Source organism: Microbacterium sp. YJN-G (assembly GCF_015040615.1).
Classification (GTDB): domain Bacteria; phylum Actinomycetota; class Actinomycetes; order Actinomycetales; family Microbacteriaceae; genus Microbacterium.
The window spans coordinates 2,671,260-2,696,518 of the sequence record NZ_CP060402.1 but is presented as its reverse complement, the minus strand read 5'-3'; the positions used below and the strand labels follow the sequence as shown (position 1 = coordinate 2,696,518).

General features: G+C 69.8%; 32 protein-coding genes. 12 read left to right on the top strand and 20 right to left on the bottom strand.

Annotated elements, in window-relative coordinates; genetic code table 11:
• The first annotated feature begins 12 nt into the window (after window positions 1-12).
• Window positions 13-414, top strand: coding sequence for a hypothetical protein (locus H7694_RS13030; RefSeq protein WP_193596903.1), 402 nt, complete (start codon window positions 13-15; stop codon window positions 412-414).
• A gap of 19 nt (window positions 415-433) precedes the next feature.
• Here H7694_RS13030 and H7694_RS13025 read toward each other — a convergent pair whose 3' ends face one another.
• From H7694_RS13025 to H7694_RS13005, 5 genes are all read right to left on the bottom strand, one after another.
• Window positions 434-778, bottom strand: a complete 345-nt coding sequence (locus H7694_RS13025) for a hypothetical protein (protein ID WP_193596902.1) — start codon at window positions 776-778, stop codon at window positions 434-436.
• Window positions 779-904: 126 nt separating this feature from the next.
• Window positions 905-1,483: a hypothetical protein gene (locus H7694_RS13020; RefSeq protein WP_193596901.1), complete on the bottom strand. Its 579-nt coding sequence runs from the start codon at window positions 1,481-1,483 to the stop codon at window positions 905-907.
• Window positions 1,467-2,285, bottom strand: a complete 819-nt coding sequence (locus tag H7694_RS13015) for a prolipoprotein diacylglyceryl transferase (protein WP_193596900.1) — start codon at window positions 2,283-2,285, stop codon at window positions 1,467-1,469. The genes H7694_RS13020 and H7694_RS13015 overlap by 17 nt, the downstream gene beginning before the upstream one ends.
• Before the next feature lie 3 nt (window positions 2,286-2,288).
• On the bottom strand, window positions 2,289-2,600 hold the full coding sequence (locus H7694_RS13010) for a hypothetical protein (protein ID WP_193596899.1): 312 nt from the start codon (window positions 2,598-2,600) through the stop codon (window positions 2,289-2,291).
• Window positions 2,597-4,186: a radical SAM protein gene (locus H7694_RS13005; protein WP_227468110.1), complete on the bottom strand. Its 1,590-nt coding sequence runs from the start codon at window positions 4,184-4,186 to the stop codon at window positions 2,597-2,599. Before H7694_RS13005 ends, H7694_RS13010 begins: the two co-directional genes overlap by 4 nt.
• Window positions 4,187-4,463: 277 nt before the next feature.
• On the opposite strand from H7694_RS13005, the gene H7694_RS13000 reads away from it, so the two are divergent.
• Together H7694_RS13000 and H7694_RS12995 are read left to right on the top strand one after the other, a co-directional pair.
• A complete protein-coding gene (locus tag H7694_RS13000) occupies window positions 4,464-4,946 on the top strand; it encodes an FBP domain-containing protein (RefSeq protein WP_193596898.1) in 483 nt (160 codons plus the stop codon).
• A 122-nt stretch (window positions 4,947-5,068) separates the two neighbouring features.
• A complete protein-coding gene (locus H7694_RS12995; RefSeq protein ID WP_193596897.1) occupies window positions 5,069-5,467 on the top strand; it encodes a hypothetical protein in 399 nt (132 codons plus the stop codon).
• Between the two features lie 33 nt (window positions 5,468-5,500).
• On the opposite strand, the gene H7694_RS12990 is transcribed toward H7694_RS12995, so the two are convergent.
• The 8 genes from H7694_RS12990 to H7694_RS12955 form a co-directional block, all read right to left on the bottom strand.
• Complete coding sequence (locus H7694_RS12990) at window positions 5,501-6,292, bottom strand: PaaX family transcriptional regulator C-terminal domain-containing protein (protein ID WP_227468109.1); 792 nt, start codon at window positions 6,290-6,292, stop codon at window positions 5,501-5,503.
• 116 nt (window positions 6,293-6,408) lie between these two features.
• The gene (locus H7694_RS12985; protein WP_193596895.1) at window positions 6,409-7,668 is read right to left on the bottom strand and encodes a kynureninase; all 1,260 of its coding nucleotides are present in this window, start codon (window positions 7,666-7,668) and stop codon (window positions 6,409-6,411) included.
• Window position 7,669: 1 nt separating this feature from the next.
• A complete protein-coding gene (locus H7694_RS12980; RefSeq protein ID WP_193596894.1) occupies window positions 7,670-8,743 on the bottom strand; it encodes a hydrolase in 1,074 nt (357 codons plus the stop codon).
• Between the two features lie 13 nt (window positions 8,744-8,756).
• Complete coding sequence (locus H7694_RS12975; RefSeq protein WP_193596893.1) at window positions 8,757-9,611, bottom strand: tryptophan 2,3-dioxygenase; 855 nt, start codon at window positions 9,609-9,611, stop codon at window positions 8,757-8,759.
• Window positions 9,612-9,751: 140 nt separating this feature from the next.
• Window positions 9,752-10,306, bottom strand: a complete 555-nt coding sequence (locus tag H7694_RS12970) for a cysteine hydrolase family protein (protein ID WP_193596892.1) — start codon at window positions 10,304-10,306, stop codon at window positions 9,752-9,754.
• On the bottom strand, window positions 10,303-11,757 hold the full coding sequence (locus H7694_RS12965; protein WP_227468108.1) for a purine-cytosine permease family protein: 1,455 nt from the start codon (window positions 11,755-11,757) through the stop codon (window positions 10,303-10,305). Before H7694_RS12965 ends, H7694_RS12970 begins: the two co-directional genes overlap by 4 nt.
• 105 nt (window positions 11,758-11,862) lie before the next feature.
• Window positions 11,863-12,264, bottom strand: a complete 402-nt coding sequence (locus H7694_RS12960; RefSeq protein WP_193596890.1) for an arsenate reductase ArsC — start codon at window positions 12,262-12,264, stop codon at window positions 11,863-11,865.
• Window positions 12,261-13,019 (bottom strand): aquaporin, encoded by a 759-nt coding sequence (locus tag H7694_RS12955; RefSeq protein WP_227468107.1) that lies wholly within the window; start codon window positions 13,017-13,019, stop codon window positions 12,261-12,263. The genes H7694_RS12960 and H7694_RS12955 overlap by 4 nt, the downstream gene beginning before the upstream one ends.
• A gap of 49 nt (window positions 13,020-13,068) precedes the next feature.
• On the opposite strand from H7694_RS12955, the gene H7694_RS12950 reads away from it, so the two are divergent.
• The gene (locus H7694_RS12950; protein WP_193596888.1) at window positions 13,069-13,734 is read left to right on the top strand and encodes an ArsR family transcriptional regulator; all 666 of its coding nucleotides are present in this window, start codon (window positions 13,069-13,071) and stop codon (window positions 13,732-13,734) included.
• 36 nt (window positions 13,735-13,770) lie between these two features.
• On the opposite strand, the gene H7694_RS12945 is transcribed toward H7694_RS12950, so the two are convergent.
• Together H7694_RS12945 and H7694_RS12940 are read right to left on the bottom strand one after the other, a co-directional pair.
• Window positions 13,771-15,075, bottom strand: coding sequence for a M18 family aminopeptidase (locus tag H7694_RS12945; protein ID WP_193596887.1), 1,305 nt, complete (start codon window positions 15,073-15,075; stop codon window positions 13,771-13,773).
• Window positions 15,076-15,123: 48 nt separating this feature from the next.
• Window positions 15,124-15,777 carry a response regulator gene (locus H7694_RS12940; RefSeq protein ID WP_193596886.1) on the bottom strand — a complete coding sequence of 218 codons (654 nt, stop codon included), beginning with the start codon at window positions 15,775-15,777 and terminating at the stop codon, window positions 15,124-15,126.
• A gap of 231 nt (window positions 15,778-16,008) precedes the next feature.
• Between H7694_RS12940 and H7694_RS12935 the strand changes: the two genes are divergently transcribed.
• The 3 genes from H7694_RS12935 (at window position 16,009) to H7694_RS12925 (ending at window position 18,803) form a co-directional block, all read left to right on the top strand.
• Complete coding sequence (locus H7694_RS12935) at window positions 16,009-17,151, top strand: sensor histidine kinase (RefSeq protein ID WP_193596885.1); 1,143 nt, start codon at window positions 16,009-16,011, stop codon at window positions 17,149-17,151.
• 329 nt (window positions 17,152-17,480) lie between these two features.
• Entirely contained in the window at window positions 17,481-18,479 is a 999-nt protein-coding gene (locus H7694_RS12930) for an alcohol dehydrogenase catalytic domain-containing protein (protein WP_227468106.1), read from the top strand.
• A gap of 120 nt (window positions 18,480-18,599) precedes the next feature.
• Window positions 18,600-18,803, top strand: coding sequence for a hypothetical protein (locus H7694_RS12925; RefSeq protein WP_193596884.1), 204 nt, complete (start codon window positions 18,600-18,602; stop codon window positions 18,801-18,803).
• A 39-nt stretch (window positions 18,804-18,842) separates the two neighbouring features.
• Here H7694_RS12925 and H7694_RS12920 read toward each other — a convergent pair whose 3' ends face one another.
• Both H7694_RS12920 and H7694_RS12915 read right to left on the bottom strand, forming a co-directional pair.
• Window positions 18,843-19,367, bottom strand: coding sequence for an FHA domain-containing protein (locus H7694_RS12920; protein ID WP_193596883.1), 525 nt, complete (start codon window positions 19,365-19,367; stop codon window positions 18,843-18,845).
• Window positions 19,364-19,789, bottom strand: a complete 426-nt coding sequence (locus tag H7694_RS12915) for a CBS domain-containing protein (RefSeq protein WP_193596882.1) — start codon at window positions 19,787-19,789, stop codon at window positions 19,364-19,366. The genes H7694_RS12920 and H7694_RS12915 overlap by 4 nt, the downstream gene beginning before the upstream one ends.
• Window positions 19,790-20,063: 274 nt before the next feature.
• Between H7694_RS12915 and H7694_RS12910 the strand changes: the two genes are divergently transcribed.
• Entirely contained in the window at window positions 20,064-20,741 is a 678-nt protein-coding gene (locus H7694_RS12910) for a DUF6766 family protein (RefSeq protein WP_193596881.1), read from the top strand.
• Window positions 20,742-20,754: 13 nt separating this feature from the next.
• Here H7694_RS12910 and H7694_RS12905 read toward each other — a convergent pair whose 3' ends face one another.
• A complete protein-coding gene (locus H7694_RS12905; RefSeq protein ID WP_193596880.1) occupies window positions 20,755-21,063 on the bottom strand; it encodes a hypothetical protein in 309 nt (102 codons plus the stop codon).
• Between the two features lie 82 nt (window positions 21,064-21,145).
• Here H7694_RS12905 and H7694_RS12900 point away from each other — a divergent pair, with 82 nt between their 5' ends.
• From H7694_RS12900 to H7694_RS12885, 4 genes are all read left to right on the top strand, one after another.
• Window positions 21,146-21,481, top strand: coding sequence for an ATP-dependent DNA ligase (locus H7694_RS12900; RefSeq protein ID WP_193596879.1), 336 nt, complete (start codon window positions 21,146-21,148; stop codon window positions 21,479-21,481).
• Between the two features lie 116 nt (window positions 21,482-21,597).
• Window positions 21,598-22,059, top strand: a complete 462-nt coding sequence (locus tag H7694_RS12895) for an SRPBCC family protein (RefSeq protein WP_193596878.1) — start codon at window positions 21,598-21,600, stop codon at window positions 22,057-22,059.
• A gap of 44 nt (window positions 22,060-22,103) precedes the next feature.
• On the top strand, window positions 22,104-23,063 hold the full coding sequence (locus H7694_RS12890; RefSeq protein WP_193596877.1) for a TIGR03885 family FMN-dependent LLM class oxidoreductase: 960 nt from the start codon (window positions 22,104-22,106) through the stop codon (window positions 23,061-23,063).
• Window positions 23,060-24,700 (top strand): alpha-amylase family protein, encoded by a 1,641-nt coding sequence (locus H7694_RS12885; RefSeq protein WP_193596876.1) that lies wholly within the window; start codon window positions 23,060-23,062, stop codon window positions 24,698-24,700. Before H7694_RS12890 ends, H7694_RS12885 begins: the two co-directional genes overlap by 4 nt.
• Here the strand turns inward: H7694_RS12885 and H7694_RS12880 are convergent.
• Both H7694_RS12880 and H7694_RS12875 read right to left on the bottom strand, forming a co-directional pair.
• Window positions 24,655-24,939 (bottom strand): hypothetical protein, encoded by a 285-nt coding sequence (locus tag H7694_RS12880; RefSeq protein WP_193596875.1) that lies wholly within the window; start codon window positions 24,937-24,939, stop codon window positions 24,655-24,657. The genes H7694_RS12885 and H7694_RS12880 overlap by 46 nt on opposite strands.
• Entirely contained in the window at window positions 24,939-25,181 is a 243-nt protein-coding gene (locus H7694_RS12875; protein ID WP_193596874.1) for a hypothetical protein, read from the bottom strand. Before H7694_RS12875 ends, H7694_RS12880 begins: the two co-directional genes overlap by 1 nt.
• Window positions 25,182-25,259 lie beyond the last annotated feature (78 nt).

Below are 25,259 nucleotides of genomic sequence, written 5' to 3'. Positions count from 1 at the left end.
GAGCGGTGCGCGATGGACTCGATGATGATGGACGCCATGTCGGCTGAGATGAAGATGCCGGGCATGGAGATGATGGACATGGCGGTCATGCAGGCCTGCATCGACGCCTGCGCGGCCTGTGAGCAGGCGTGCGTGGTCTGCTCGACGCAGATGATGGACTGCGCGCCGGCGTGCATGAACTGCGCCGACATGTGCGGCACCATGATGCGGTCGATGCTGCGGCTGCAGGGCATGACCCCGGCGGTGATGATGTCGATGCTCGACGCCTGTATCGCCATGTGCCAGATGTGCATGGACGAGTGCATGAAGCACGCCGAGCACAGCGACGTCAGCCGGATGTGCGCTCAGGCGTGCAAGGCCTGCATGGATGCGTGCACGGCCATGCGCGAGTCGATGATGAAGATGGCTTCCTGACCGCGCGAGCGGATGCGGGTCAGCGCGCGACGTTGTAGTGCACAGCGCCGATCGCGAGGACGTCGTAGTCACGGTGCAGGGCGACAGGCGTGCCCGCGCTCGCCTCGAGCGCGGCGCCGCCGGCGTTCCAGACGGTGACGCGGATGCCGTCGAGCGTGCGCAGCGTCAGCGTGCGCGCTGCGGCATCCGTCTGCTCGACGATGGCATCTGCCCAGCCGAGCGGCGTCGCCGACGCCATCCGCGCCTGGATCAGATGCAGCGCGTGACCCGGCGCGAACGAGGAGCAGGCGTAGCCGTGACCGCACATGCACGCCGCACGCTCACGCACCTCGAGGGGCGAAAGGCGGGTCTGCGGCGTGGTCACGGTTCTCTCCTCACGATCGGATGAACCGAGGCTACGTCCGCACCGTTCCCCCGCCAACCGTCGGCGACACGCGGCGCAACATTGCCGGCGGCCCGTGCTCAGACGACCCGCCCGCCCTTCAGCCGCTCAGAAGCTGCCGAACCCGGTGAGCAGCGCGACGCACGGACCGACGACGACCAGCCACATCGCCGCGACGATGATCAGCACGCCGGTCGCCCACGGACGGGTCTTCGCGAAGAACATCAGCACGACGGTGGCGACGGCGATCACGATGAACGGCAGCAGGATCTCCAGCGGTCCGCCGGCGCCCTCGGCGGAGGCGAGGATGGCGAACACCACGCCGATCGCGAGGATGTGCAGCAGCACACCGATGCCGATGCCGATGCCGATCTTCGCCCCGAAGCTCAGCCCCTGTCGTGGTGGCGGCTGCTGCGTCCACGGGCCCGGCGGGTAGCCCACGCCGCGCGGATGGTCCTGCGCCGGCGGATACCCGCCCTGTGGCGGCAGTGCGCCGGGAGGCGTGGCTCCGGCACCGGGTGGAGGGAACGCAGCACCGGGAGGCGGAGCGGGGGCCGTCCACGGCTCGGTCGGAACCACCGGCTCGGGTGGAACCACCGGCTCGGGCGGGACCACCGGCTCCTGCGCGGCATCCCCTCCCGGTTCCTCGGGAAACGATGGGCGGGGCTCGTCAGGCGTGCTGTTCATCGCGCACCTTCCTCTCGTGCGTCGCGGCGCCGCCGGCGCCGAAGCGGCCGGTGCGCAGCATCCAGATCATTCTCGCGGCCAGCAGCGGAACCGTCACCAGCAGGAACAGCTGCGGCCGGGTCAGTCCCAGCCAGACCACCTCGTTGCCGCGGACGAACTCGACACCGAAGCGGAACACCGCGTACGCGGCGACGTACAGGGTGAGCGTCTCGCCGGCCGCGATCGGGCGATGCCGCAGCCAGAACCACAGCAGCGCGAACGCGACAAGGTGGAAGGCGATCTCGTACACGAAGCTCGGATGCAGCGGCACCCCGGCCGGAGAGCCGGTGCGGGCCGCGGCATCCGCGTCGAGCACGATCCCCCACGCGCTGCCGGTCGGCGTGCCGGGCTGCTCGGTGAGCAGGCATCCGATCCGTCCGATCGCCATCGCCAGGGCGACCGCCGGAGCGAACAGGTCCCCGCTGCGTCCGGGGTAGCGGCAGAGCCGCTTCGCGACGTGCACCCCCAGCCACGCGCCGACCAGCGCCGAGAGCATCGAGGCGTTGCCGCGGCTGAGCTGCTCGATCAGGCTGAGATTCTGCGCCGGGTCGAGATGCTGCGCCCACGTGCCCAGTCTCGAGAACACGGCCGCCCCGATGAGTGCGCCCAGCACGAGGTAGGCGATGCGTGGGTCGCTCACGCCGCGGCGGCGCATCTCGATCAGGAAGACGATGCCGGCGGCGGCGAGCCCCAGCGCCACGAACACCGAGTGCGTGTCGACCGCGGGAAGCCACGGCACCAGATCGCTCAGCGTGGGGAACACGGCTCAGCCCGCCAGCATCCGAACCCAGAGCATCACCCAGAACGGGATGCCGACGGCCGCGGCGACCGCGATCACGCTCAGATACGCCAGCACGAGCCGGGTATCGCCGAGCTTGCAGCGCGAGCGCAGCAGGCCGCCGCGTCGCGCCCGCGCGTACCCGGCGATCGCGACCAGCGCGAATGCCAGCACCGCGACCGGGCCGAGGATGCACGCGATCAGTGCGACGGTGGTGAACACGCACAACCGCAGCGGGTCGAACGGCGGCGCGGGATCGCCCACCGTCGCGTCGTGCTGGTTGAGTCCGTGGCCGGTCATGACGTCACCACCTGCAACTGCGTGCGGCCGGTCGCCGTAGAGATGCGGGTGCGGCTGAGCGGCGCCCACGCCTGCAGCGCGCAGAACGGGGCGCACTGATGCGCGCGGGTCTGCTCGTTGACCGTGGCGACGTGCACGCAGCACTGCGTGAGGCGCTCCTCGATCATCGTGTTGATGTCCATGAACGGCTTCACGGTGATGCGCAGCACCCGGTCGGCGAGCATCGCCCGCATCCGCTTGTGCTGACCCGGCAGCCGCGACGCCGCCAGAGTCGCCAGGGTGCCGACCCCGAGATCGCAGTTGACGCAGATGTCGCGCCAGATGTCGCCCATCGACGGGTGCGAGAGCGACGACTGCTCGCTGAGCAGGTCGAGCAGCGAGTTCTTCACGACGTCGCGGATCGCCTTGTTCACGTTCGAGTCGGCGATGCGGTTGGCGATCAGATCGGGGTTGAGGTCGAGGAACTCCTTCAGTCGCTCGTGCCCGATCAGCGCGACCAGCGACTTCCAGTCGCCGGCGTCGTCCTTGAGGAAGTAGCCGACCGAGCAGCAGTGCGGGTGCGAGCAGGGCAGCGCGGTGAGGTCGCGCCAGGTGATGTCACCGTCGGTCTGCGGTCCCAGCCGGGCGAGCACGCCCGTGTGCGTGAGCCGCTCATTCGGATCGATGCCCGAGTTGCGGCCCGAGCCGAACACGGGCTGGATCGTCACCCCGCCCACATACGGCGTGGCCTGTGCGCGGCGGATGACCGCCCCGATCTCGTGGTCGTTCACGCCGAGCGCGGCGGTCATCGTGAGCGTGGTGAACACCCCGGCATCCGAGAGCCGCTCCAGCGCCCGCTCCTTGAAACGGCGGATGTCGGCGCCGCGATGGAAGGCGACGGATGCCGCCTCCTCGCCGTCGTACTGCAGGTACACCTCCACGCGCTCGCGGTGCTTGCGCAGGAACGCGACGAACTCGTCGTCGTTGGCGATGCGCAGGCCGTTCGAGTTGAGCAGGACCCGCACGATCGGCCGGGTCACGAGGTGCTCGATGAGCTGCTCGAGCCACGGGTACAGGGTCGGCTCGCCGCCCGAGAGCATCAGCACGTCGATGCGGTCGTTCTCGCGCGACAGCTTCGCATCGACCGAGGCGAGCACCTCGGCCAGCGGCGCCACCGCCGAGGCTGCGGGGCCGGACTCGGCGAAGCAGGTCGGGCAGCGCAGGTTGCAGTGGTCGGTGACGTCCTCGAGCAGGATGCAGGTGTGCTGCGTCTGCATCTCGGGCAGGCCGTCCTCGTAGGCCTGCGGCACCGGCTTGAAGTTGCCCATCGTGTCGGGGGTGTGCACCTTTGTCGGGGCGGTCCACTGCTCGAGATAGCGCAGGATGTCGGCATCCTCGTCGTACATCGTCGAGATCATGCCGTGCTCGGGGCATCCGCGCTCCAGCCACACGGTGCCGTCACGATCGGCGAGCCATCCCGAGAGCCGGCGGACCTCGCTGAGCGGCTGATCGGGCTTCTCCTCGTGGCACCGCGGGCAGAACGCGTTCACGTATCGGTGGATGCGGTGGTCGCGCAGCGGCATCCCCGCTCCTGGCGTCTGTGCCATGGGAGCCCCTTCCCTCTGGGACACAGAGTAGTCCCGGGGCGCCACGTACACTGGGCGACGTGCTGTTCTCGATTCCGGTGTCTGCCGAGCGCGCCCGTGGGGCGCAGGGGGTGATCGTCGGCGCTTCCCGCGCCGACGGCAGAGGCTGAGTGCGATCCGGCGGCGGAACCCCCGTCTCCGGAGAATCGCCGCACACCGGCATCCGCCTCTGCGGCCGCGCCGGACCTCTCCATCGCACTCCCGCCGTGACCGGCGGTTCCGAACAGAAAGCACACTCATGCGTCCCTTCGACGAGCGCGCCATCCGCGCATCCTTCCGCAACGCCTCCCGCAAAGAGGTCTCCTCGCTCACCCTTCCCGACGGCTTCGCCGAGATCGACTTCGACCGGCTCGACTACCTCGGCTGGTTCGACCCGAAGATGCCCCGCCGGGCATATGTCGTCGCCGAGGTCGACGACGAGCCTGTCGGCATCCTGCTGCAGCGCACCGAGCAGCGCACCCGCGCGAGGGCGCAGTGCTCGTGGTGCGATGACATCACCCTGCGCAACGACGTGCAGTTCTTCTCGGCCCGCAAGGCGGGTGCCGCCGGCCGCAGCGGCGGCACGATCGGCACGCTGATCTGCGAGAACTTCGGGTGCTCCGACAACGTGCGAAGGCTCCCTCCGCTGGCGTACGAGGGGTACGATCGCGAGCTCGCCCGGGAACTGCGGATGCTGCGCCTGCGCGAGCACGTGACGGCGTTCGTGCGCGAGCTGGGCTGAGCACGGAGGCGGCCGGCTCGGCCGAAGATGGGGGTGTGCACGGGCGGTGGAGCGCGCTATGATCCGGCTACCGGTGCGGCTGTGGGAGCCGATTCTCAACACCGGTATTCAAAGGGGAAATCATGTCACGCATGGGGAAGATCGCTGCTGTCTGCGCGCTCGCACTCGGAGCCGCCTTGGGCGGAAGCAGCGCAGCACTCGCCGATGTCTCGGTCACGTACTCCGGTCAGGGCACCGTGGCAACCGGCAGCGGTCCGGCGCTGGAGACCGAGGAGTGCGGCACGGACGGCGAGGGCTACCTGCTCTGGGTGTTCACCGCCACGAAGGGCACCACCGCGACGATCACGGGGCCCTGGGGCACCGCGCTGATGTCGCAGTCCGGCAACGGAACGTTCAAGTACGTCAGCGGGTACTACAACCTCGACATGCTGATGGGCACGGTGTCGGCCTGGTCCGACCAGATGGACGGCAACCCGCAGCTGGTGATCAGCCACGGATGCGCCGACGCCTACTCGAGCTGATCCGGTACGGCGACTGAACCGGCAGGGCGGCGGTCAGCCCGCGGTGTCGCGGACGTGCCGCCACGCCGGTTCGCTCAGGCACGCGGAGAGATCGGCCAGCAGGCCGGCGCTCCGCGCGCCCGGCCAGTCCGCGGGCAACAGCCCGGCGGGCAGTCCGGGGTCGAGGTACGGCAGCACACGCCAGCTGTCGATCATCCGCACGTAGGCGTCGAACGGTGCCGACGGATCGAGGTCTGCGACCGAGGCCTGGAAGCGCTCGTGCTCGGCGCGCAGCGCATCCAGGTCCCACCACGACCGCGCGGCCTGCGGCAGAGGCACGGCCGGCGTGGGATCGGCGGTGCGGAACAGGGTGGCGTACGGGCGCGCGCCGAGGCCGGTGAGCAGTTCGTCGATCTCGTGTTCGAGGTGGCCGGGCGCGATCCACAGCCCGGCGGCGACCGCACCGGCGCCGAGGAACGGCATCCGGCGCCGCAGCTGATGCCGCAGTGCCCGCAGCGGCTCGGGCACCGTGATCGAGACGAGCGTCCACGGGTCGCCGGGCCGCATCGTGTGCACCTGGAAGATGCGGCGGTCGCCGCGGTCGAGCATCGGGATCGCGGCGGGGTTCAGCGCGAGTCGGCCGCCGTCGGCGGCGGTCAGCAGGCCGCGCTGCTTGAGTCGCGTGATCGCGGTGCGTGCGCGGTCGGCCGGGATGCCGAGGTCGCCGGCGAGCCGTACCAGCGCGGCCGGCGAGATCTCGCCGTCCAGCCGGCGAAGGTACAGCCCGACCACCGTGCGCAGCAGCGACGTCGTGCTCCCCGGCCGCGCCTCGATGTCATCGAGCACCGCCGCCTCTTCTCTTTCGCCGAAACCCCTCCTGGTCGCCGAAACCCCTCGTGAATTGCGCGAATCATGAGGGGTCTGGGCAGTCATGAGGGGTTTCGGCGGTGTTGGGGACGGGGTCATGCGAGGGCGTCGCGGACGGCGAGGATGCCGCGCAGGGTCTCCTCGTGCGAGGTGCTCAGCGGCGAGAGACCCAGGCGGATGCCGTCGGGGAAGCGGAAGTCGGGGATGACGCCCTCCGACCAGAGCCGCTTCGTGACCTCCTGGAACGAATCGTGCCCGATCGTGATGTGACCACCGCGCCGCGAGGATTCGCGCGGGCTCAGCAGCCGCACGCCCAGCGGGGCGAGCAGTTCGTCATAGGCGCGCACCGCGAAGTCGGTCAGCGAGATCGACTTGGCGCGCACGGCCGTGATCCCCTCGGCGGCGATCAGGTCCAGCATCCCCTGCATCGGCAGCATCGACAGCACCGGTGGCGTGCCGCTGAGCAGCTGGCGGATGCCGTCGGCCGGCGCGTACTCCGGCCCCATCGCGAAGATGTCGGCCGCGCCGAACCAGCCGTGGATCGGCTGGGTGATCACGCCGTGGTGCTCGGTGCGCAGGTAGGCGAAGGCGGGCGAACCGGGCCCGCCGCCCAGGTACTTGTAGGTGCAGCCGACCGCGAGGTCGACGCCCCACTCGTCGAGCTTCATCGGCACGGCACCGGCCGAGTGGCACAGATCCCACAGCATCAGTGCGCCGGCATCGTGGGCGGCGCGGGTGATCGAGGGCATGTCGGCAAGCGCCCCCGAGCGGTAGTCGACATGGCTGAGCGCGACCAGGGCGGTGCGCTCCGAGACCACGGCGGCGATGTCCTCGGCGGTCACGCCCATGACGGCATCCGGCTCGACCCAGCGCAGGGTGGCACCCGCCTCCTGCGCCACGCCGGCCGCGATGAAGCGGTCGGTGGGGAAGTTGCCGGCCTCGATGACGATCTCGTCGCGGCCGGGGCGGGCGGCGACGGCCGCGCGCATGAGCTTGTACAGCAGCACGCTGGTGGAGTCGGCGACGACGGTCTGCCCGGCGGCGGCGCCCAGTGTCACCTCGGCGATCCGGTCGCCGACGGTCATCGGCAGTGCCATCCACCGCTCGTCCCACGAGCGGATCAACCGGGTGCCCCAGTCGTCTCGGATGAACGCGCTGACCTTCTCGGGCAGGTCGCGCAGCGGGCGGCCGAGCGAGTTGCCGTCGAGGTAGGCGCTGACACCGGGAGCATCTGCGAAGGCGGCCAGGTGGTGCGCGAGCGGGTCGGCGGCGTCCAGTCGTCGTGCCTCGCTGAGCAGGTCGGGTGCGCTGATCCCGGCGACGCGGCGGTGCTCGTCTTCGAGGGATTCGGTCATGTCAGGCCTCCAGATCGGCGGGGATGAGCGGCCGCGCGCGGGCAGGGTCGCCGGCGGGCAGGAACAGCAGGGGAGCGTCGGCGTCGAGCGGTGACAGCGGGGCGAGGGCATGCAGCAGCCGGATGCCGTCGAAGCCGGTCCCGCGCAGCGCGGCGATCTCGTCCTCGCGCAGGTCGACGGGGGTGTCGCCGTTCCCCATATCGGTGCCGTAGAGCACCGTGCCGCCGGCGGCCACGAAGCGGCGGACGTTGTCGACGGCGATCGCGCGCTGCTCGCCCTCGTGGATCGCGAGCGTCGAGATCCACTCGACGGATGCCGCCTGCGCGGAGATCTCGTCATTGCTGAGACGCTCGCTGAACGGAGCGTGAGCTAGCCGGGGCACGCCGAGCCGTGCCAGACGCTGGGCCTGACCGGCGCCCTCCGCGTGGCCCACGAGCCCGACGCCGTGCTCGGCTGCCAGGCGCACGAGCGAGCGCACCAGTTCGTCGGAGAGCACCGGCCCGGCGTCGGAGTTGGCCACGATCTTGATCGTCGAGACGCCGGCGGCGGCGAGTTCAGCGACGACGGCGCGTGCCGCCCGTTCGTCGGCCACCTCGCGCACCGACCCGTCGGGCGCCCACGCGCGATCGGCGGGATAGCCGCCCGGCGCGGTGAGGAACGGACCCGCGTACTCGATGATCGGCATCCTCTGTGCGGTGCCGGTCAGTCCGCGGATGGATTCCGCGGGTGTGGATGCCGTTTCACCGGCGTTCTCCATCCGCGGGGGCGCGGCGCGGATGGATTCGGTAGGTGCGGATGCCGTGTCACCGGCGGTTTCCATCCGCGAGGGCGCGGCGCGGATCCACTCGAGGGTCGCCCCTAGATCGATCACCCGGCCCAGCCGGGATGCCGGAAGCAGGGTGTGATCGACCAGCTGAAGGTGCACATGGTGATCGGTGAAGCGGCCGGTGACCAGCCCGTCGAGCAGGGGAGTATCCGACGTTGCGGGCCGGTCGAGCAGGCGCACGGTGCCGTCGGCGACCACGAGCGCACCCTCGCGCACCGCCTCGCCGTCGAAGAAACGCACCCTCGTCATCGGCCGATCCCCGTCATCGGCCGATTTCGGTGCGGACGCTGTACAGCTCCGGGAAGAAGGTGAGATCCAGCGCGCGACGCAGGAAGTCCACGCCGCTCGAACCGCCGGTGCCGGTCTTCCAACCGATGGTGCGCGTCACAGTACGCAGGTGCCGGAAGCGCCAGAACTGGAAGTTGTCCTCCACGTCGACGAGCTCCTCGCAGGCCTCGTACAGATCCCAGTACTCGTGCGGGTGCTCGTAGATCTCGCGGATCGCATCGACCAGTCCTGGGTGCTCGCGGTACGGCTGGCGCACGTCGCGCTCGAGGATGTCGCGCGGCACGTCGAGCCCGCGGCGGGCGACGTAGCGCAGGAACTCGTCGTACAGCGTCGGCCGCTCCCACTCGGCGGTGAGCAGAGCGAGGTTCTCCGGATGGTCGCGGAACACACTCAGCATCCGCTCGTTCTTGTTGCCGAGCGCGAACTCGACGCAGCGGTACTGCGCCGACTGGAAGCCGGAGGAACTGCCCAGGTCGCCGCGGAACTCCGCGTACTCCGTGGGGGTGAGGGTCGCCAGCACCGACCACTGCTGGGTGAGCACCTCCTGGATGTGCTTGACGCGCGCGATGTGCTTGAGCGCGGCGCGCAGGTCGTCCTCGGCGAGACGGTCGCGCGCGGTGCCCAGTTCGTGCAGCACGAGCTTGAGCCACAGCTCGGTGGTCTGGTGCTGGATGATGAACAGCATCTCGTCGTGGTGCTCGGGCTGCGAGACCGGATGCTGTGCACCGAGCAGCCTGTCGAGATCGAGGTACGAGCCGTACGTCATCCGATCCTTCAGATCCGTGACGATGCCGTCCTCGAGTGCGCGCTCGTTCGCTTCCGTGCTCATGTTCCGGACGATATCACTTTCGTGGCGACCGTCACAATGGTGAAATGCGACTTGCTGCCGGGGCCCTTCGAGAGCCTCAGGGACCCAGCCGGTGGAGTGGGTTGCTGAGCCTGTCGAAGCATCCCACTCCGCACAGCGGGTCAGGCGGGGGTGATGATGTCGGCGGTGGTGGCGAGGGTGATCTGGGGCGGATACAGCCCGAGCACGTGCAGCGCGGCGGCGTGGTTCTCGGCGGTCGAGCCGGCGCACGCGTCGGTCGCGATCGTCAGCCGGCCACCGGCATCCGCGCCCGCGAGCGCCGTCGACAGCACGCAGCAGTCGGTCGACACCCCGGCCAGCACGACAGGCGTCCCGCGGCCCACGATCGTCTCGAGCCGTGCACCCCACTTGCCGAAGGTCGGCAGATCGAGGGTCGGATGCGGCGACAGCCCTTCGGCACTCGGCACCAGCTCGAAGAGCGGATCGGATGCCGGCTGATCGGCGAACGGCCACGCCTCGAAGTAGTCGCCCCACGATGTCGACCGGTCGGCGGTCGGCATCCAGCGCGTGACGAGCACCCGGTCGGCGTGCGCCGCCGCGAGCAGCCGGATGTTCCTCATCGCGTCGGCGAAGAACGGCGATCCCCACGGCGACTCCGGCGAGGCGAAGATGTTCTGCGGGTCGATGACGACCAGCCAGCCATCGGTGCCGGTCATGCCTGCTCCTGCCGCCAAATCTTCCCGGCCCGGGCGAACCAGGTCACCAGGAACGACAGCACCAGGGCGAAGAAGACGCCCAGGTTCGCGTAGGCCCACTCGCCGTCCTTGCCGCCGAGCAGCCCGAGCAGGTAGCCCTGCCAATTGTTCCAGGGTGCGTCATCCGCGAACAGGTTGATCACGAAACCCCAGCCGATGGCCGAGGCGATCACCATGGTGAGGATCGAGGTCCAGTCCCAGGCGCCGTAGCGGCCGCGCGCGTCGAACAGGGCGGCCTCGTCGTAGTCCCGCCGGCGGCGCAGGATGTCGGCGATGAGGATGCCCGCCCACGAGGCCAGCGGCACGCCGAGCGTGATGAGGAACGACTGGAACGGACCGAGGAAGTCGGCCGCGAAGAACACGACCCAGATGGTCCCGAGGGTGAGGATCACGCCGTCGATTCCGGCGGCGGCCGGGCGTGGGATGCGGATGCCGAGGCTCAGCAGCGTCAGCCCGGACGAGTAGATGCCCAGCACCGCGCCCGACACGAGGGCGAGCACGGCGGTGAGCAGGAAGGGCACGAGCACCCACACCGGCAGCAGGGTGGCGAGCGCGCCGATCGGGTCGAGGGCGACGGCGGCCCGCAGATCGGCATCCGAGCCGGCCAGCAGCAGACCGAACACGACGAGGATCGCCGGGGCGATCGCCCCGCCGAAGGTGTTCCAGAACACGATCGCACCGTCCGAGGCTGTGCGCTTCTGGTACCGCGACCAGTCGGCGGCGATGTTGATCCAGCCGAGGCCGAACCCGGTCATCACCATCACCAGTGCGCCGATCACCTGAGCGACGCCGCCGTCGGGCTGCGCGAGCACGGCCGCCATGTCGATGCTGCCCGCGGCGAGGATGATGTAGAGGATCGTCACGACACCGGTGATCCAGGTGAGCACCGACTGCAGCTTCATGATCGTGTGGTACCCGAGCACCGACGCGGTGACGATGAGCGCCGCCACGATGATCGTCGCGATGATCTTCAGCATGACGCTGTCGCCGTCACCGCCGAGTTGCGTGATCACGGTGGCCGTGGCGAGCACGGCCATGATCGCGAGGAACGTCTCCCAGCCGATCGAGGTGAGCCACGACACGATGCCGGGCACCTTCTGCCCGTGCACGCCGAACGCCGCCCGCGAGAGCACCATCGTCGGGGTCGACCCGCGCTTGCCTGCGATGGCGATGAGCCCGCACAGCAGGAACGAGACGACGATGCCGATGACCGACACCAGCGTCGCCTGCCAGAACGAGATGCCGAAGTCGAGCACGAACGAGCCGTAGCTCATGCCGAAGACCGAGACGTTGGCCGCGAACCACGGCCAGAACAGGTCGCGCGGCCGGGCCGTGCGCTCGGACTCGGGGATGATCTCGATGCCGGTGCGCTCGATCAGGCCGGGCGCCGGAGCCGGTGATGTCGTGGACATGATGCCTCCGAATGTCGGGTTCGTGCTCATCCTGGCACCGGCGGCGCGTCCGCGCGAGGAGGTCGTGCGTGTCCCGGCGGCCGGGCAGCTCCGCGACGAGGGCTGTCAGACTCCGAGTTCGCGGATGAGCTCTTCGACGCGCGACCGGATCTCGTCGCGGATCGGGCGCACCTCGGTGAGACCCTGACCGGCAGGATCGTCGAGCTCCCAGTCCTCGTACCGCTTGCCGGGGAAGATCGGGCAGGCGTCTCCGCAGCCCATCGTGATGACCACGTCGGCCTGCTTGACGGCGTCGACGGTCAGCAGCTTCGGGGTGCCCGAGGTGATGTCGACGCCCGCTTCGCGCATGACCTCGACGGCCACGGGGTTGATCGCATCCTTCGGCTCGGATCCCGCGGAGCGGACGTCCACGCGGTCGCCGGCGAGGTGCTGCAGGAATCCGGCGGCCATCTGCGAGCGGCCGGCGTTGTGCACGCAGACGAACAGCACGGTGGGGGTCTCGGTCATGGCGTTTCCTCTCGGGTGGGCTGGATCGCGGCGGCGGATCCCGCGTCGGATGCGGTTGAGGGCGGCAGGACGGATGCGGATGCCGGGAACAGGGCCACCGTCAGCAGCATCCCGAGTGCGGCGCCGACGAGCTGCGCCCCCAGGAAGGGGAGCGCCGAGCCGGGGGAGATGCCGGCGAAGGTGTCGGAGAAGATGCGCCCGACCGTGACGGCGGGATTCGCGAACGCGGTCGAGCTGGTGAACCAGTACGCCGCGCCGATATACGCGCCGACCGCCATGGCGATGGCGGGGATGCCGTGCGCGGCGCGCACCATGCCGGCGATGAGCAGCACGAGCCCCGCGGTGGCGACGACCTCGCCCAGCAGCGTCCCCGCGTTCGCCCGCTCGGTCACGGAGATCGAGGTGGGCACCTGGAACATGGCGTTCGCGAGCACGGCGCCGCAGATGCCGCCGAGCAGCTGGGCGACGATGTACGCAGCTGTCGCCGCCGATGTCAGCCCGGTCGCGCGGCGCCGGCCGAGCACGGCATCCGCGATCGAGACGACGGGGTTGAAGTGCGCCCCCGAGACCGGCCCGAGCAGCACGATCAGCGCCGCGAGGCCGAGTGCGGTGGCGAGGGAGTTCTCGAGCAGCCGCAGCCCGGGGTCGGTGCTGAGTCGCTCGGCGGCGATGCCCGAGCCCACGACGATGGCGACCAGGGCGCCGGTGCCGAGCAGTTCGGCGCCCGCGCGGCGGAGCAGTGCGAGACGAGTCATGACCGGAACATCTTGACGCATCGGATATGCCTCAGTCAAGATTGAGGCAATGAACGCTGAGGAAAATGATCTGGACGCGCGAGCACGACGTCACGCGGCGCTGGGCGACCCCGCCCGCCTGCGGATGGTCGATCTGCTCTCGCTCGGCGACCGCTCGCCGACCGAGCTGCGCGAGCACCTCGCGATCGGCTCCAACCTGCTGGCGCACCACCTGAACGTGCTCGAGCGCGAGGGCATCGTCAGCCGCATCCGTTCCGAGGGCGACGGCCGCCGCTCATACGTGCGCCTGGATCCCGAGGCGCTGGCGGGGCTCGGACCGAGTCCCGCGCTCACGGCATCCGGTGTGCTCTTCGTCTGCACCGCGAACTCCGCGCGCTCCCAGCTCGCGCAGGCGCTCTGGCACCGCGCCAGCCCCGTGCCGGCCCGCAGCGCCGGCACCCACCCGGCCGACCGGGTCGCGGCCGGCGCCGTGGCCGTCGCCGCCAGGCATGGGCTCGACCTGGGCGCCGCGGTGCCCGCGGCGCTGGGCGCCACAGAGGGAGACCTGATCATCACGGTCTGCGACCGTGCGCACGAGGAGTACCCCGCCGAGGCGCTGCACTGGTCGATCCCCGACCCGGTGCGCGAGGGGACGGATGCCGCCTTCGAGGCGGCGTTCGACGAGATCGCGCATCGCGTCGCCCTGCTCGCGTCGCGCGTGCGCCTCGCGGCCTGAGCGCGGCCACCGGCTCGCCCCGGGCGACCCGCGACGTCAGCCGGCGAAGAAGGCGCGCGCCACGCGCGAGAGGTCGTACAGATCGCTGACCCCGGCGAGCTCGCGCGCCGAGTGCATCGACAGGATCGGGATGCCGACGTCGACCGTGCGGATGCCCAGACGAGTGGCCGTGATCGGCCCGATCGTCGAACCGCAGGGCACGGCGTTGTTCGACACGAACTCCTGCGACGAGACGCCCGCCTGCTCGCACCACGCCGCCCAGGTGGCAGCGCCGACGGCATCCGTCGCGTAGCGCTGATTGGCGTTGATCTTCAGGATCGGACCCGAGCCGAGCACCGGCTGGACCACGGGGTCGTGCTTGTGGGCGAAGTTCGGGTGCACCGAGTGACCGACGTCACTGGAGAGATGCCAGGATGCCGCGAACGCGCGGCGTCGCTCGGAGTCGTCGGCGCCCAGTGAGGCGTAGACCCGGGCCAGCACGTCCTCGAGGAACGGGCCGGCGGCGCCGGAGCGCGACTCCGAGCCGAGCTCCTCGTGGTCGAAGGCTGCCAGCATCGGGATGCACGCCGACGAGCTCGGCGACCTCGCCGACGAGCCGCCCGCGGCCTCGATGAGGGCGACGACACCGGCATGCACCGAGGCGAGGTCGTCCAGGCGGCCGGAGGCGAAGAAGGCGTCGTCCTTGCCGAACACGGCGCCGCGCGCGGCATCCGCCACCACCACGTCGAAACCGCGGATCTCGGCGGCGTCGACACCGGCTGCCGTGGCGAGCTCGCCGAGCAGGTCGGCGGACTCCGGCTCACCCAGACCCCAGACCGGCTGGGTACCGGTCTGCCGGTCGAGGGTCAGCGCCTCGTTCACCTGGCGGTCGAGGTGGATCGCCAGCTGCGGCAGGCGCAGCAGCGCACCCGTGGCGGCGAGCAGCACGCGTCCGTCGGCCAGCGCCAGCCGGCCGGCGAGGCGCAGCTCGCGGTCGAGCCACGAGTTCAGCAGCGGGCCGCCGTACACCTCGACGGCCGCCTGCAGCCAGCCGCGGGAGCCGATCGTCGGCTTGGGCTTCAGCTTGAAGCCGGGGGAGTCGGTGTGTGCGCCGAGCACATGCACGGGCGTGGTCGCCGCGGCATCCGCGGGCACAGCCCAGGCGATCGCCGCACCGTCGCGCACGACCACGAAGCGCCCGCCGGGCTGTGCCGGCCAGGCATCGGTCTCGTCCAGCCGCGTGAATCCGGCCTCCTGCAGTCGCCGGGCGACCTCTTCGGCGGCGTGGTAGCTCGACGGTGAGGCGGCGACGAAGTCGGCGAGGTCGGAGGCGTGCGTGAGGGCGGCGGAACGGGTGGGCATGCCTTCGATGCTAGTCGCGCGCCACACGACGCCGAGGGCGCCGCGACCTCAGCGGAATTCGACGAGGCCAGCGTGCGCTGCCGCCACGAGGATCTGCACGCGGTCGCGCACGTGCCATTTCGACATGATCCGGCCGAGGTGGGCCTTCACGGTGCCCTCCGAGACGATGAGCGACTGTGCGATCTCGGCGTTCGACATGCCCTGCGACAGGCGGTCTAACACCTCTGCCTCGCGCTCGGTGAGCGGCTCGAGCTCGGCGGCGGATCCGGTGGGGCCGCTGCTGCGCACGTGCTTGACCAGCAGCGAGGCGATGCGCGGCGACAGCGAACTCGCGCCGCTGTGCACCTCACGGACGCCGGCGAGGATGCTGTCGGCGCTGGAGTCCTTGAGCAGGTAGCCCGAGGCGCCCGCGCTGAGCATGGGGAGCACGGTGTCGCTGCCGTCGAGCGTGGTGACGGCGAGGATGCGGATGTCGGGCCAGCGCTCGATGATGGCCGCCGTCGCCTCGATGCCGTTCATCTCGGGCATCTGGACGTCCATCATGACGACGTCCGGGCGGTGGCTCTCGAGGAACGCGATCGCCTCGAGGCCGTTCTCGGCCTGGCCGACCACCTCGACCTCGGGGTCGCGCGAGACGAAATGCGCGAGAGCGGAGCGCACCAGGGGGTCGTCATCGACGATGAGAACGCTGATCTCCGGCATGAGGGAAGCCTACTGGAGGGGCAACACCCACCCGCCACGGGTCTAGACCTTCGTCTAGCAAGGTTTGGCCATCAGTCAGATGTGATTCAGGTGCGTAACCGAAATGATCAATACGTACCTGGACAAATGACGTAATCGCGGAGGTGAATCACATGTCCTTCTGGGAGCAGCTCGCACGCCTTTTCGGTGCCATTCGCTGATTGTATCCGGCGGATAGGAGATACTGAAGTCATGCCGTTTGGTCTATCGACCCGGGATGACCCCGGCATCCTCCGACTCAGCAGAGGAGAGCACCTCAACACCCTCGAACGCGTCGTCATGCTCGCGTTCCTGGTCGCTGTCTCAGGTCTCGACCTCTTCGGATTGTTCTTCACACCCGGTGTCGACCGGGTCGGTGCTCTGTTCAGCATCGCCTCCACCGCGACGTTCGTCCTCTACCTCTGGTGGCCGGCCGTCGCCACGTCCCTGCTGGGACTCGTCTTCGCGCTGTCGTACTTCGCCGGCACCGACTCCTCGGTGCTGTTCGCCGCGGCCGTGGCCGCAGGCATGGTCATGCGGCTCGGATCGATGGCGCTCGTGCTGTCGTACGCCGGCGGATTCCTGGTAGCCACCGCCGTCGTCGCCTACGGCGACACCAGGGTGCCGGTGAACGTCGGCATCTACCTGATCGTCGCCACCGTCGCGGGAGCGATCGGCTTCGCGCTGCGACTGGCCTCCGAGCGCGGGCAGATCCTCGAGAAGCGGCTCGCCGACAGCGCCGAACAGGAGCGTCAGGCCGTGCTCGCCGAGCGACGCTGGATCGCCGGAGAGCTGCATGACAGCATCGCCCATCACCTCACGGTGGTGGCGCTGCACGTCCAGATGCTGGACGACCCGGCCGTGATGCCGGAGTCCCAGGAGGCCATCCGCGTCGCCGCCCGCAAGGCGATGGCCGATCTGCGCTTCGTGATCGAGCTCGCCGACGACGGGCCCCGTGCGAGCGGCGTGCAGACCGGTGATCTGGATGCCGCCATCGCCGAGGCGAGATCCGAGATCGAAGCCGCCGGCCACCGCGTCGAGCTCGACGGGGATCCGCTCGACGTGCGGATCCCGCGAGTGGCCGAGATCGTCTTCGCCCGCATTGTCCGGGAATCCGCGACGAACATCCTCAAGCACGCGGGACCGGGTCCGGTCGGTATCCGGCTGCACCTCGACGACGAGTCCGCCGAGCTCAGCATCCGCAGTCCGCTGCCCACGACCCCACGTCGCGACCTGCCGTCCAGCGGCACCGGACTGAACCGTATGGCCGAGCGCGTGATCGGCGCGAGCGGCGAGTTCAGCGCCGGAATCTCGGGCGATCAGTGGCAGGTGCTCGCCCGGCTGCCGATGTCGTGACGGCTCAGACCTGGACGAAAGTCCATCTCAACTCTCGTCTTTCGACGCTATTGAAGTGCGCGCCGCGATCTTAATCTGGAGATCCCCAGAAATAGCGTCCCCAGCGCTGCGATCGCGAGCGTGATCTACTAGGCCTCTTACCAGTACGCTCGCGATCGCATTTCTGTGTGCGGACGAATTCCCCGTCACGCCGCCCCTCGCGAATGCCCGGCCCCTCGCGAATGCTTGGTGAACTCGGGCTGAACACTGCCGAGTCGAGCGCGTTTCCCGCTTCCCGGGCTGTCAGAGTCTGTGTCGGATGCCATCCGACACCCCTCTGAGAGGTCCCCATGAAGCTCGCCGAGTCCACCCTGGCGACAGCGCCGATGCTGTCGCGCGGGCCCGCGCCGCGCACCGACCACGTGCTGAGACCGGCCGCCGTCGCCATGGCATTCCTGGGGCCCGGCCATCGGCATGAGGAGATCGCCGTTCCCGGGGTCGCCCTCGCCGAGCATGAGGTGCTCGTCGTCATCGAGGTGTCGACCATCTGCGAGCTCGACGTGCAGATCGCGCGCGGCCTGCGGCCGGCATCCGTTCCCGTCGTGCTCGGCCACGAGAGCGTCGGTCGCGTGATCGGCATCGGAGCAGGGGGAGCGGATGCCGCCGACGGCGGCCGGCTGCAGGTCGGCGACCGCGTGGTCTGGGCACCGGTGACCGCATGCGGCGTCTGCGACCGCTGCGAATCAGGACGTTCGCAGGCCTGCCGCACGCCGGCGGTGTTCGGCGGCAGTCGCATCGGGCCGCACCGTGAACTGACCGGAGGGTTCGGCGGCCATGCGCAGCTGAGCGCGGGCACGCTGATCGCCCGGGTGCCCGAGAGTCTTCCCGGCGCGGTGCTCGCTCCGGCATCCTGCGCGATCGTCGCGGCGTGGACGGCGGTGCAGGCGGCCGCACACGGCCGCGACCTCGAGGGCGCCCGCGTGCGCGTGCGTGGAACCGGGCTGACCGCACTCGCCGCGACGGCGATCGCCCACGCGCACGGAGCCGAGGTGGAGCTGCTCGAATCGGGCACGGTGCCGCGGAGGCTGGCGGAGCGCTTCGGAGCGACCGTCATCACGAACAGGGAGCCCGAACCGGGCATCGTGATCAGGGCGGCGGAGCGCGCAGTCGCGCAGCCCTGCACGGCATCCGCGCTCACGGCGGCGATCTCGTTCCTGGCAGGGCCCGGGCGCGCGTATCCGTTCGCCGATGCGATCAGCGCCGTGCGTCCGCTGCGGGAGCTGGATGCCGCGCTCGCGGCGGCGGGTGCGGCCGATGCACCGCCGCGTATCGCCGTCGCGGTCCGCTGAGCGGCAGCCGCCGAGGGCCGCGAGTGAAGCGACCCGATCCGCGTTCCCTGTCAAGCCCCCTGGAGATCCGGCGTCGGAGATGCGAGCATCGAAGCCCGTCTTCCGCGAGAGGAGTCCGAGATGACCGATCCCGAGATCCACACCTGGTGGCCGCAGCTGTCGGCCGACGCGAAGGACACGCTGGATGCCCTCGGCGGTGATCTGATCCCCGACATCGTGCGCGATGAGGTCGAGCACATCACCGGAAGCCGGATGCCGCGTGACGAGCACCTCACCGTGCATGATCGAGACTTCATCCGCACGCAGAGGGAGGCCGTCGACTGACGGCCTCCCTCTGGGTGCGTTCCCTCCGATGGTGCGGACTCAGCCGTCCTTGACCTCCTGGCCGCGCTCGGTCTCGAGCCCCGCCCGCTGCGCCGCGTAGTCGGGACGTGCCGGCTGCGGGGGCTGATCCGACAGCTCGCCGCCCTGGCGCCCGCCGAACGGACGTCCGTGGTCGGCGTACTCGGCGCGGCCGAAGACGAGCGTCCACTCGCCCAGCGTGAACCGGGCACCGGTGCGCAGCACCTCGCTGCGCGCGCCTTCGTGATCGGGGTGGCTGCTCGCGTTCATCTCGCCGGGTCCGTGCATCGTCAGCACGTACTCGTCGTCATCGTCGTGCACGATCGTGGCGTGCACGGCATCCGTCCCCTCGAGGATGACCGCATTGCCCTCTGCGGAACCCAGGCTGACCTGGTCGGCCGTCAGGTCGAAGACGAAGCGATCCTCACCTCCGCGGGAGATCAGCAGATGCGGCTCTCCCGATCCCCAGGCGGCATGCGTGGTCAGCGGCCTGTTCGTCTCACTGTTCTTGGTCTCACTGTGCTCATTCTCACTGTGCTCATTCATGTCTGCTCCTCCCGCGAGATCTGCTCGACCGTCTCGCCGGTGGTGCCCGGCGCGAGCCGGCGGGCGATGTCGGCCTGACTGACGATGCCGACGAGGCGGTGCTCATCGATCACGGGCACGCGGCGCACCTGATGCGTCTGCATCAGCTCCAGCACGGTCTCGATGTCGTCGTCGGCGCCTGCGGTCAGCGGTGCGCCGTCGGCGAACCGGCCGGCGTTGGTCGTGTCGGGATCGTGCCCGCCGGCGATGCCCTTCACGACGATGTCGCGGTCGGTGAGCATGCCCTTGAGCCTCCCGTCCTCACCGCAGATCGGAAGCGCGCCCACATCCAAATCGCGCATCAGTTCCGCGGCTATCGTGAGTGCGTCGTTCTCGCCGACGCACTGCGCCCCGGCGGTCATGATGTCCCGGGTCAGCGTCATGATCCGCTCCCTTCGTCGTTCCGGATCGTCTTGCCTAGACGGTAGCCAGGGGGTGTGCGCGTTCGTATGGGGTTGACAGCGCCCAGCCGCATCGTCAAGCCCCTTTCCGCGCCGCGATGGCGAAGGGAGTCTGCAGAGACGACCGAGAGGGAGAGGAGCAGCACATGCAACGGCACCCCGGGGGAGCCCTGGCGATGTTCTGGACCTGGATGACGGTGGTGATCGTCGGCTTCCTGTCGATGACCGTCGTGTTGCTGAGCGGACGGTGAGGCCGATGCGACGCCTGCTGCGCGACAACGCACTGAGCCTGTTCTTCTTCGCCCTCTTCGTTCTGGCCATCGTGGGGCAGTCGATCGCCGGGTTCCTGCGCACGAACGAGGAGCTGGCGAAGCACGGGGAGCCGGTGCAGAACTACCTGGACTTCGTGTTCTCGAGCGACTTCATCGTCGACGTGGCCGAGAACTGGCAGTCGGAGTTCCTGCAGTTCCTGCTGTTCATCGCGGCGACCGTGTGGTTCGTGCAGCGCGGGTCACCCGAGTCGAAGCTGCCCGGTGACGAGGGAGTCGGCACCGACGAGGACCAGAAGATCGGCGAGCACGCACCCGACGATGCCCCGGATGTCGCGAAGAACCGCGGCTGGAAGCTGGTCGTCTACGAGAACTCGCTGGTGATCGTGATGGGGGCGATCTTCGTGCTGTCGTGGCTCATGCAGTCGCTCAGCGGAGTGGTCGTCGCGAATGACGAAGCCGCCCAGCACGGCGAATCTGCACTGAGCTGGGCCGAGTACGTGGTCTCGCCGGAGTTCTGGGATCGCACGCTGCAGAACTGGCAGAGCGAGTTCCTCGCCGTCGGCACCATGGCGACGTTCGCGATCTTCCTTCGTCAGCGCTCCTCGGCTGAGTCGAAGCCGGTCGGCGCACCGCACGTCGTGTCGGCCGAGACATCCGACTGAGACGCCGAGCAGGTCACTCCCCGTCGAGGTCCTCCTCGAGCAGCGTGATGCCCCCGCTCGTCGAGGCGGACTGGGCCATTCTGGTGATCCACTGCGCACTCAGCTCAGGTGGCTCGGGGTGCTCGAAGATGAAGCGCAGCGGGATGGAGGGATGCAGCCAGAGCGTGGTGCGCCCGGGTGCATCGTCGGCCGGATGCCGCCAGGACAGCGTGAAGCTCTCGTTGCGGCGGAGCTTGGTGGCGACCACGACCTTCAGATGCGCGAGTGCGCGATCTTCGATGATGATCGGCTCCGGGTTGTTTCCATAGAAGAGCTGTCCCATGCGGCTAAAGTATCTCTCGGGGACTGGGAAGACCAGGACATTCGCGGCCGGAGAGTCGCGAAGCAACGAAAGTGCGGGACCCATGGGCAAGTTCATCTACGACAGCTCGGTCAAGACCGAGATCGAGGATCGCGCGCTGACGCACCTGCAGCTCGTCATCACCGCGAAGCTCCGCCGTGGCGAGCCGTTCGCGTTCAGCTGGCGCGAGGACCCCAGCGTCGGTGGCGGCCGCACGACCGTGTGGGTGCACGCGGGCAGCTCGCTGGTCTTCAAGTACTTCGGCAGCCGGCAGCCTTCGATCAACCGCGCGTGGATCGAGGCCCTCGCCTTCACGGCGAACACCCCCACCGGCCTGCACCTGGTCCCCGAGCCGCCGGAGGAGCCGCCCGCGGAAGAGGAGCGCCCCGCCGCCTCCTGAGCGCCGGGGTGACGGCACGGATGCCGCGCATAAGGCCGTCTCGAACTCCCGTCAACCCCCACGCGCGAGTCCATTCCTGCTCGTAGCGTCGGTTCTCCGACGAGAGGAATGAACTCATGGAGAAGGTCACAGCCGAGATCGAGGTCGAGGCGCCGGTGCGCCGCGTGTACGAGCAGTGGACCCGTCTCGAGGAGCTGCCGTCGTTCATGTCGATGGTCGAGGAGGTGACCCGCACGGGCGAGGACACCACTCACTGGGTGGTGCGCGTGGCCGGCGTGAGACGCGAGTTCGACGCCCGCACGACCGAGCTGGTGCCCGACGAGCGGATCTCGTGGGCGAGCATCGCCGAGGAGATGCACTCCGGCACTGTGCGCTTCGTTCCCATCGACGCCGAGCGCACCCGGGTGGCGGTCGAGCTGGGCTGGGCGCCGAGGTCGTTCGTCGAGAAGGCCGGTGCCGCACTGCACCTCGACCAGGGCGCGATCGATTCCGACCTGAAGCGGTTCAAGGAGAACATCGAGGGCGGCGACCACGGCCGCGACGCGGTGCAGGGCCGGGATCCCGACTTCCTGCTCTGATAACCGTCCTGCCCCGACGGGATTCCGCGGAGAGCAGTGCGCCGATGATGAGGATCGGATTCCACGCCTCGCACGAGCAGCACGCGCCCAGCGCGCTGCTGCGTGACGTCGTGCGCGCCGAGCAGGCAGGCTTCGACGAGGCGATGTGCTCGGATCACCTCGCGCCGTGGCTCACCGCCCAGGGCGAGTCCGGCTTCGCCTGGTCGTGGCTCGGTGCGGCCCTTGCGCGCACGCGATTCCCGATCGGTCTGGTCACCGCGCCAGGGCAGCGGTACCACCCCGTCATCGTCGCCCAGGCGATGGCCACGCTGGAGGAGATGTTCCCCGGACGGTTCTGGGCGGCGCTCGGCAGCGGTGAGGCGCTGAACGAGCACGTCACGGGCGACCCGTGGCCGGCGAAGGACGACCGCGACGCCCGCCTGATCGCGTGCGCCGCGGTGATCGGCCGGCTGCTGAGCGGCGAGCAGGCGGATGCCGACGGGCCGGTACGCGTGCACGAGGCGCGGCTGTGGAGTCTGCCGGCGTCGCCGCCGCCGGTGATGGCGGCCGCGATCAGTACGCACACCGCGGCCCTGGTCGCCCCCTGGGCGGAGGGACTCATCACCGTCGGCACGGACCCGGCGGCCCTGCGCGAGACGCGGCAGGCCTACCGGGATGCCGACGGGCGAGGCCCGGTGATGCTGCAGCTGCACCTCAGCCTCGAGCAGACCGAGGAACGCGCCGTCGAGGCGGCACGTGAGCAGTGGGCGCAGGCGACCGTGCCGCCGGAGCTGATGTGGGAGCTCGAGCAGCCCGAGGACTTCGAGCGGCACGCCGACCCGACGGCGGAACGGCTGCGTGCCGGGATCGTCATCGGAGCGGATGCCGACGACATCGCCGACCGGATCGCCGCAGCGGCATCCGGTTTCGACGCGGTCTTCCTGCACCAGGTCGGCCGTGACCAGTCCGCATTCCTCGAGCGATGCGAGACCGAACTGCTGCCCGCACTGAGGAGAAGACTGTGAATCCCGCCGATACAAGCGATCTGTGGTGGCGTACCGCCGTGTTCTACTGCCTCGACGTCGAGACCTTCCAGGACTCCGATGGTGACGGCAACGGCGACTTCGCCGGACTGGCGACGCGGATCGATGACCTCGCTGCGCTCGGGGTCACGTGCCTGTGGCTCATGCCATTCCAGCCCACACCCGACCGCGATGACGGCTACGACATCTCGGACTTCTACGGCGTCGACCCGAGGCTCGGCGACCTGGGCCGGGTGGCCGAGACCATCCGCATCGCGCACGGCCGCGGCATCCGCGTGGTGATGGATCTCGTCGTCAACCACACCTCCGACCGGCATCCGTGGTTCGTCTCGGCCCGGCGCTCGCGCGAGTCGAAGCACCGCGAGTACTACGTGTGGCGCGATCGGCCGCCGCGGGGTCAGCAGAAGGTCGTCTTCCCGGGCGAGGAGGAGAGCATCTGGGAGCTCGACGAGCGCACCGGCCAGTACTTCCTGCACAGCTTCTACCGGCATCAGCCCGATCTGAACCTCGCGAACCCCGAGGTGCGGGCCGAGATCGCACGTGTGATCGGCTTCTGGCTCAAGCTGGGCATCGACGGCTTCCGGGTCGATGCGGTGCCGTTTCTCGTCACGCGCGAGGGCATCGCCGACACCCAGGACCCGCACTCGTTCCTGCGCGAACTGCACCGCTTCGTGGGCCGGCGGCAGGGATCGGCGCTGCTGCTGGGCGAGGTCGGGCTGCCGCACGAGGAGCAGCTCGCGTACTTCGGCGATGCCGCCACCGAGCTCGACCTGCAGTTCGACTTCCTCACCGCCGAGACGACCTTTCTCGCCTTCGTGCGCCAGGAGGCCACGCCGCTCGCGCGTGTGCTCGCGGCGCGGCCCAAGGTCGACCCCCGGCACGGCTGGGCGATGTTCCTGCGCAACCACGACGAGCTCTCGCTCGAACTGCTGACCGAGGGCGAGCAGGCCGAGGTGTTCGACGCCTTCGCCCCCGAGGAGCATCAGCGGGTCTACGGACGCGGCATCGTGCGCCGCCTCGCCCCGATGCTCGAGGGCGACCCGCGCCGGCTGCGGATGGCGTACAGCCTGCTCTTCTCGCTGCCCGGCGCGCCGATGCTGTTCTACGGCGAGGAGATCGGCATGGGTGAGCTCGACGGCGACCTCGCCCGCGGTGCCGTCCGCGGTGCCATGCAGTGGGACGGCGGACCGAAGGGCGGGTTCACGACGGCGCGGCGCCGGCGGCTCGGCATGGCGACCGGCGGATATGCGCCTGCGCACGTGAACCTGCACGACCAGCGCCGGGATCCGGAATCGCTGTGGTCGTTCATCGCGATGCTCGCATCACGCTATCGGTCCACGCCCGAGATCGCATGGGGTGAGTTCGAGGTGCACGATGCGGGCGACCCGCGGGTGCTCGTGCATCAGACCACGGCAGGCGACGTCGGCTTCATCGCCCTGCACAACTTCTCGCCCGAGTCGGTGACGGTCTCGCTGCCCGCATTGCCCGAGGGGCGGACCGCCACGGTGCTCGTGGAGCATCCGGGCAGCCCGCCGCAGCAGGAGCACACCACGCAGCAGCTCGACGGCTACGGCTATCGCTGGCTGCGCGTTTCGCCCACCGCCGCATCGGCCGCCTGAGCGGACTCGCGCCGCGCCATCCGCTCGGAGTCGGCGCGCTCGTCGTCGGAGATGCCCGCAAGGGCGTCATCGACCTCGGCCTGCTCCTCGGCCCGCGCCCGCTCGTCGGTGGTCGGGCCATCCCCGGTCTGCTCCGGTGAGTGGTCGTGCGGGTTCGCGACGCTCTCGTCGACGGTGTCGTCGTCGGGATGCTGGGGCTGCACGTAGTCGGGCATCATGCCCTGATCGATGCCGCTCATCACTGCCCCTCCGCGTGACGCTCCTGCACCGGCCCCGACGGGCCTGCGGTGCGCAGATCGTCCGGCGCGTCGCCGGAGTGCTGCTGCCTGCCGTCGCCCTCGGCGAGATCGCCCTGGCCGTCTTCGCCGAGCTCGGCATCGAGCGGCACGTCCTCCTGTGTGTCGGGCTGCAGATCGGGGCGGCCGACGACAGCGGCATCCGGCTGCGGCGTATCGCCGGCGGCGTTCCTGGGATCGGTCATGATCGTCTCCTCTCGTGGTCCTCCAGCGTGCGGCGGCGTCGCCGCCGGCGCACGGGCGTTGACACTCGCGGACGGCCG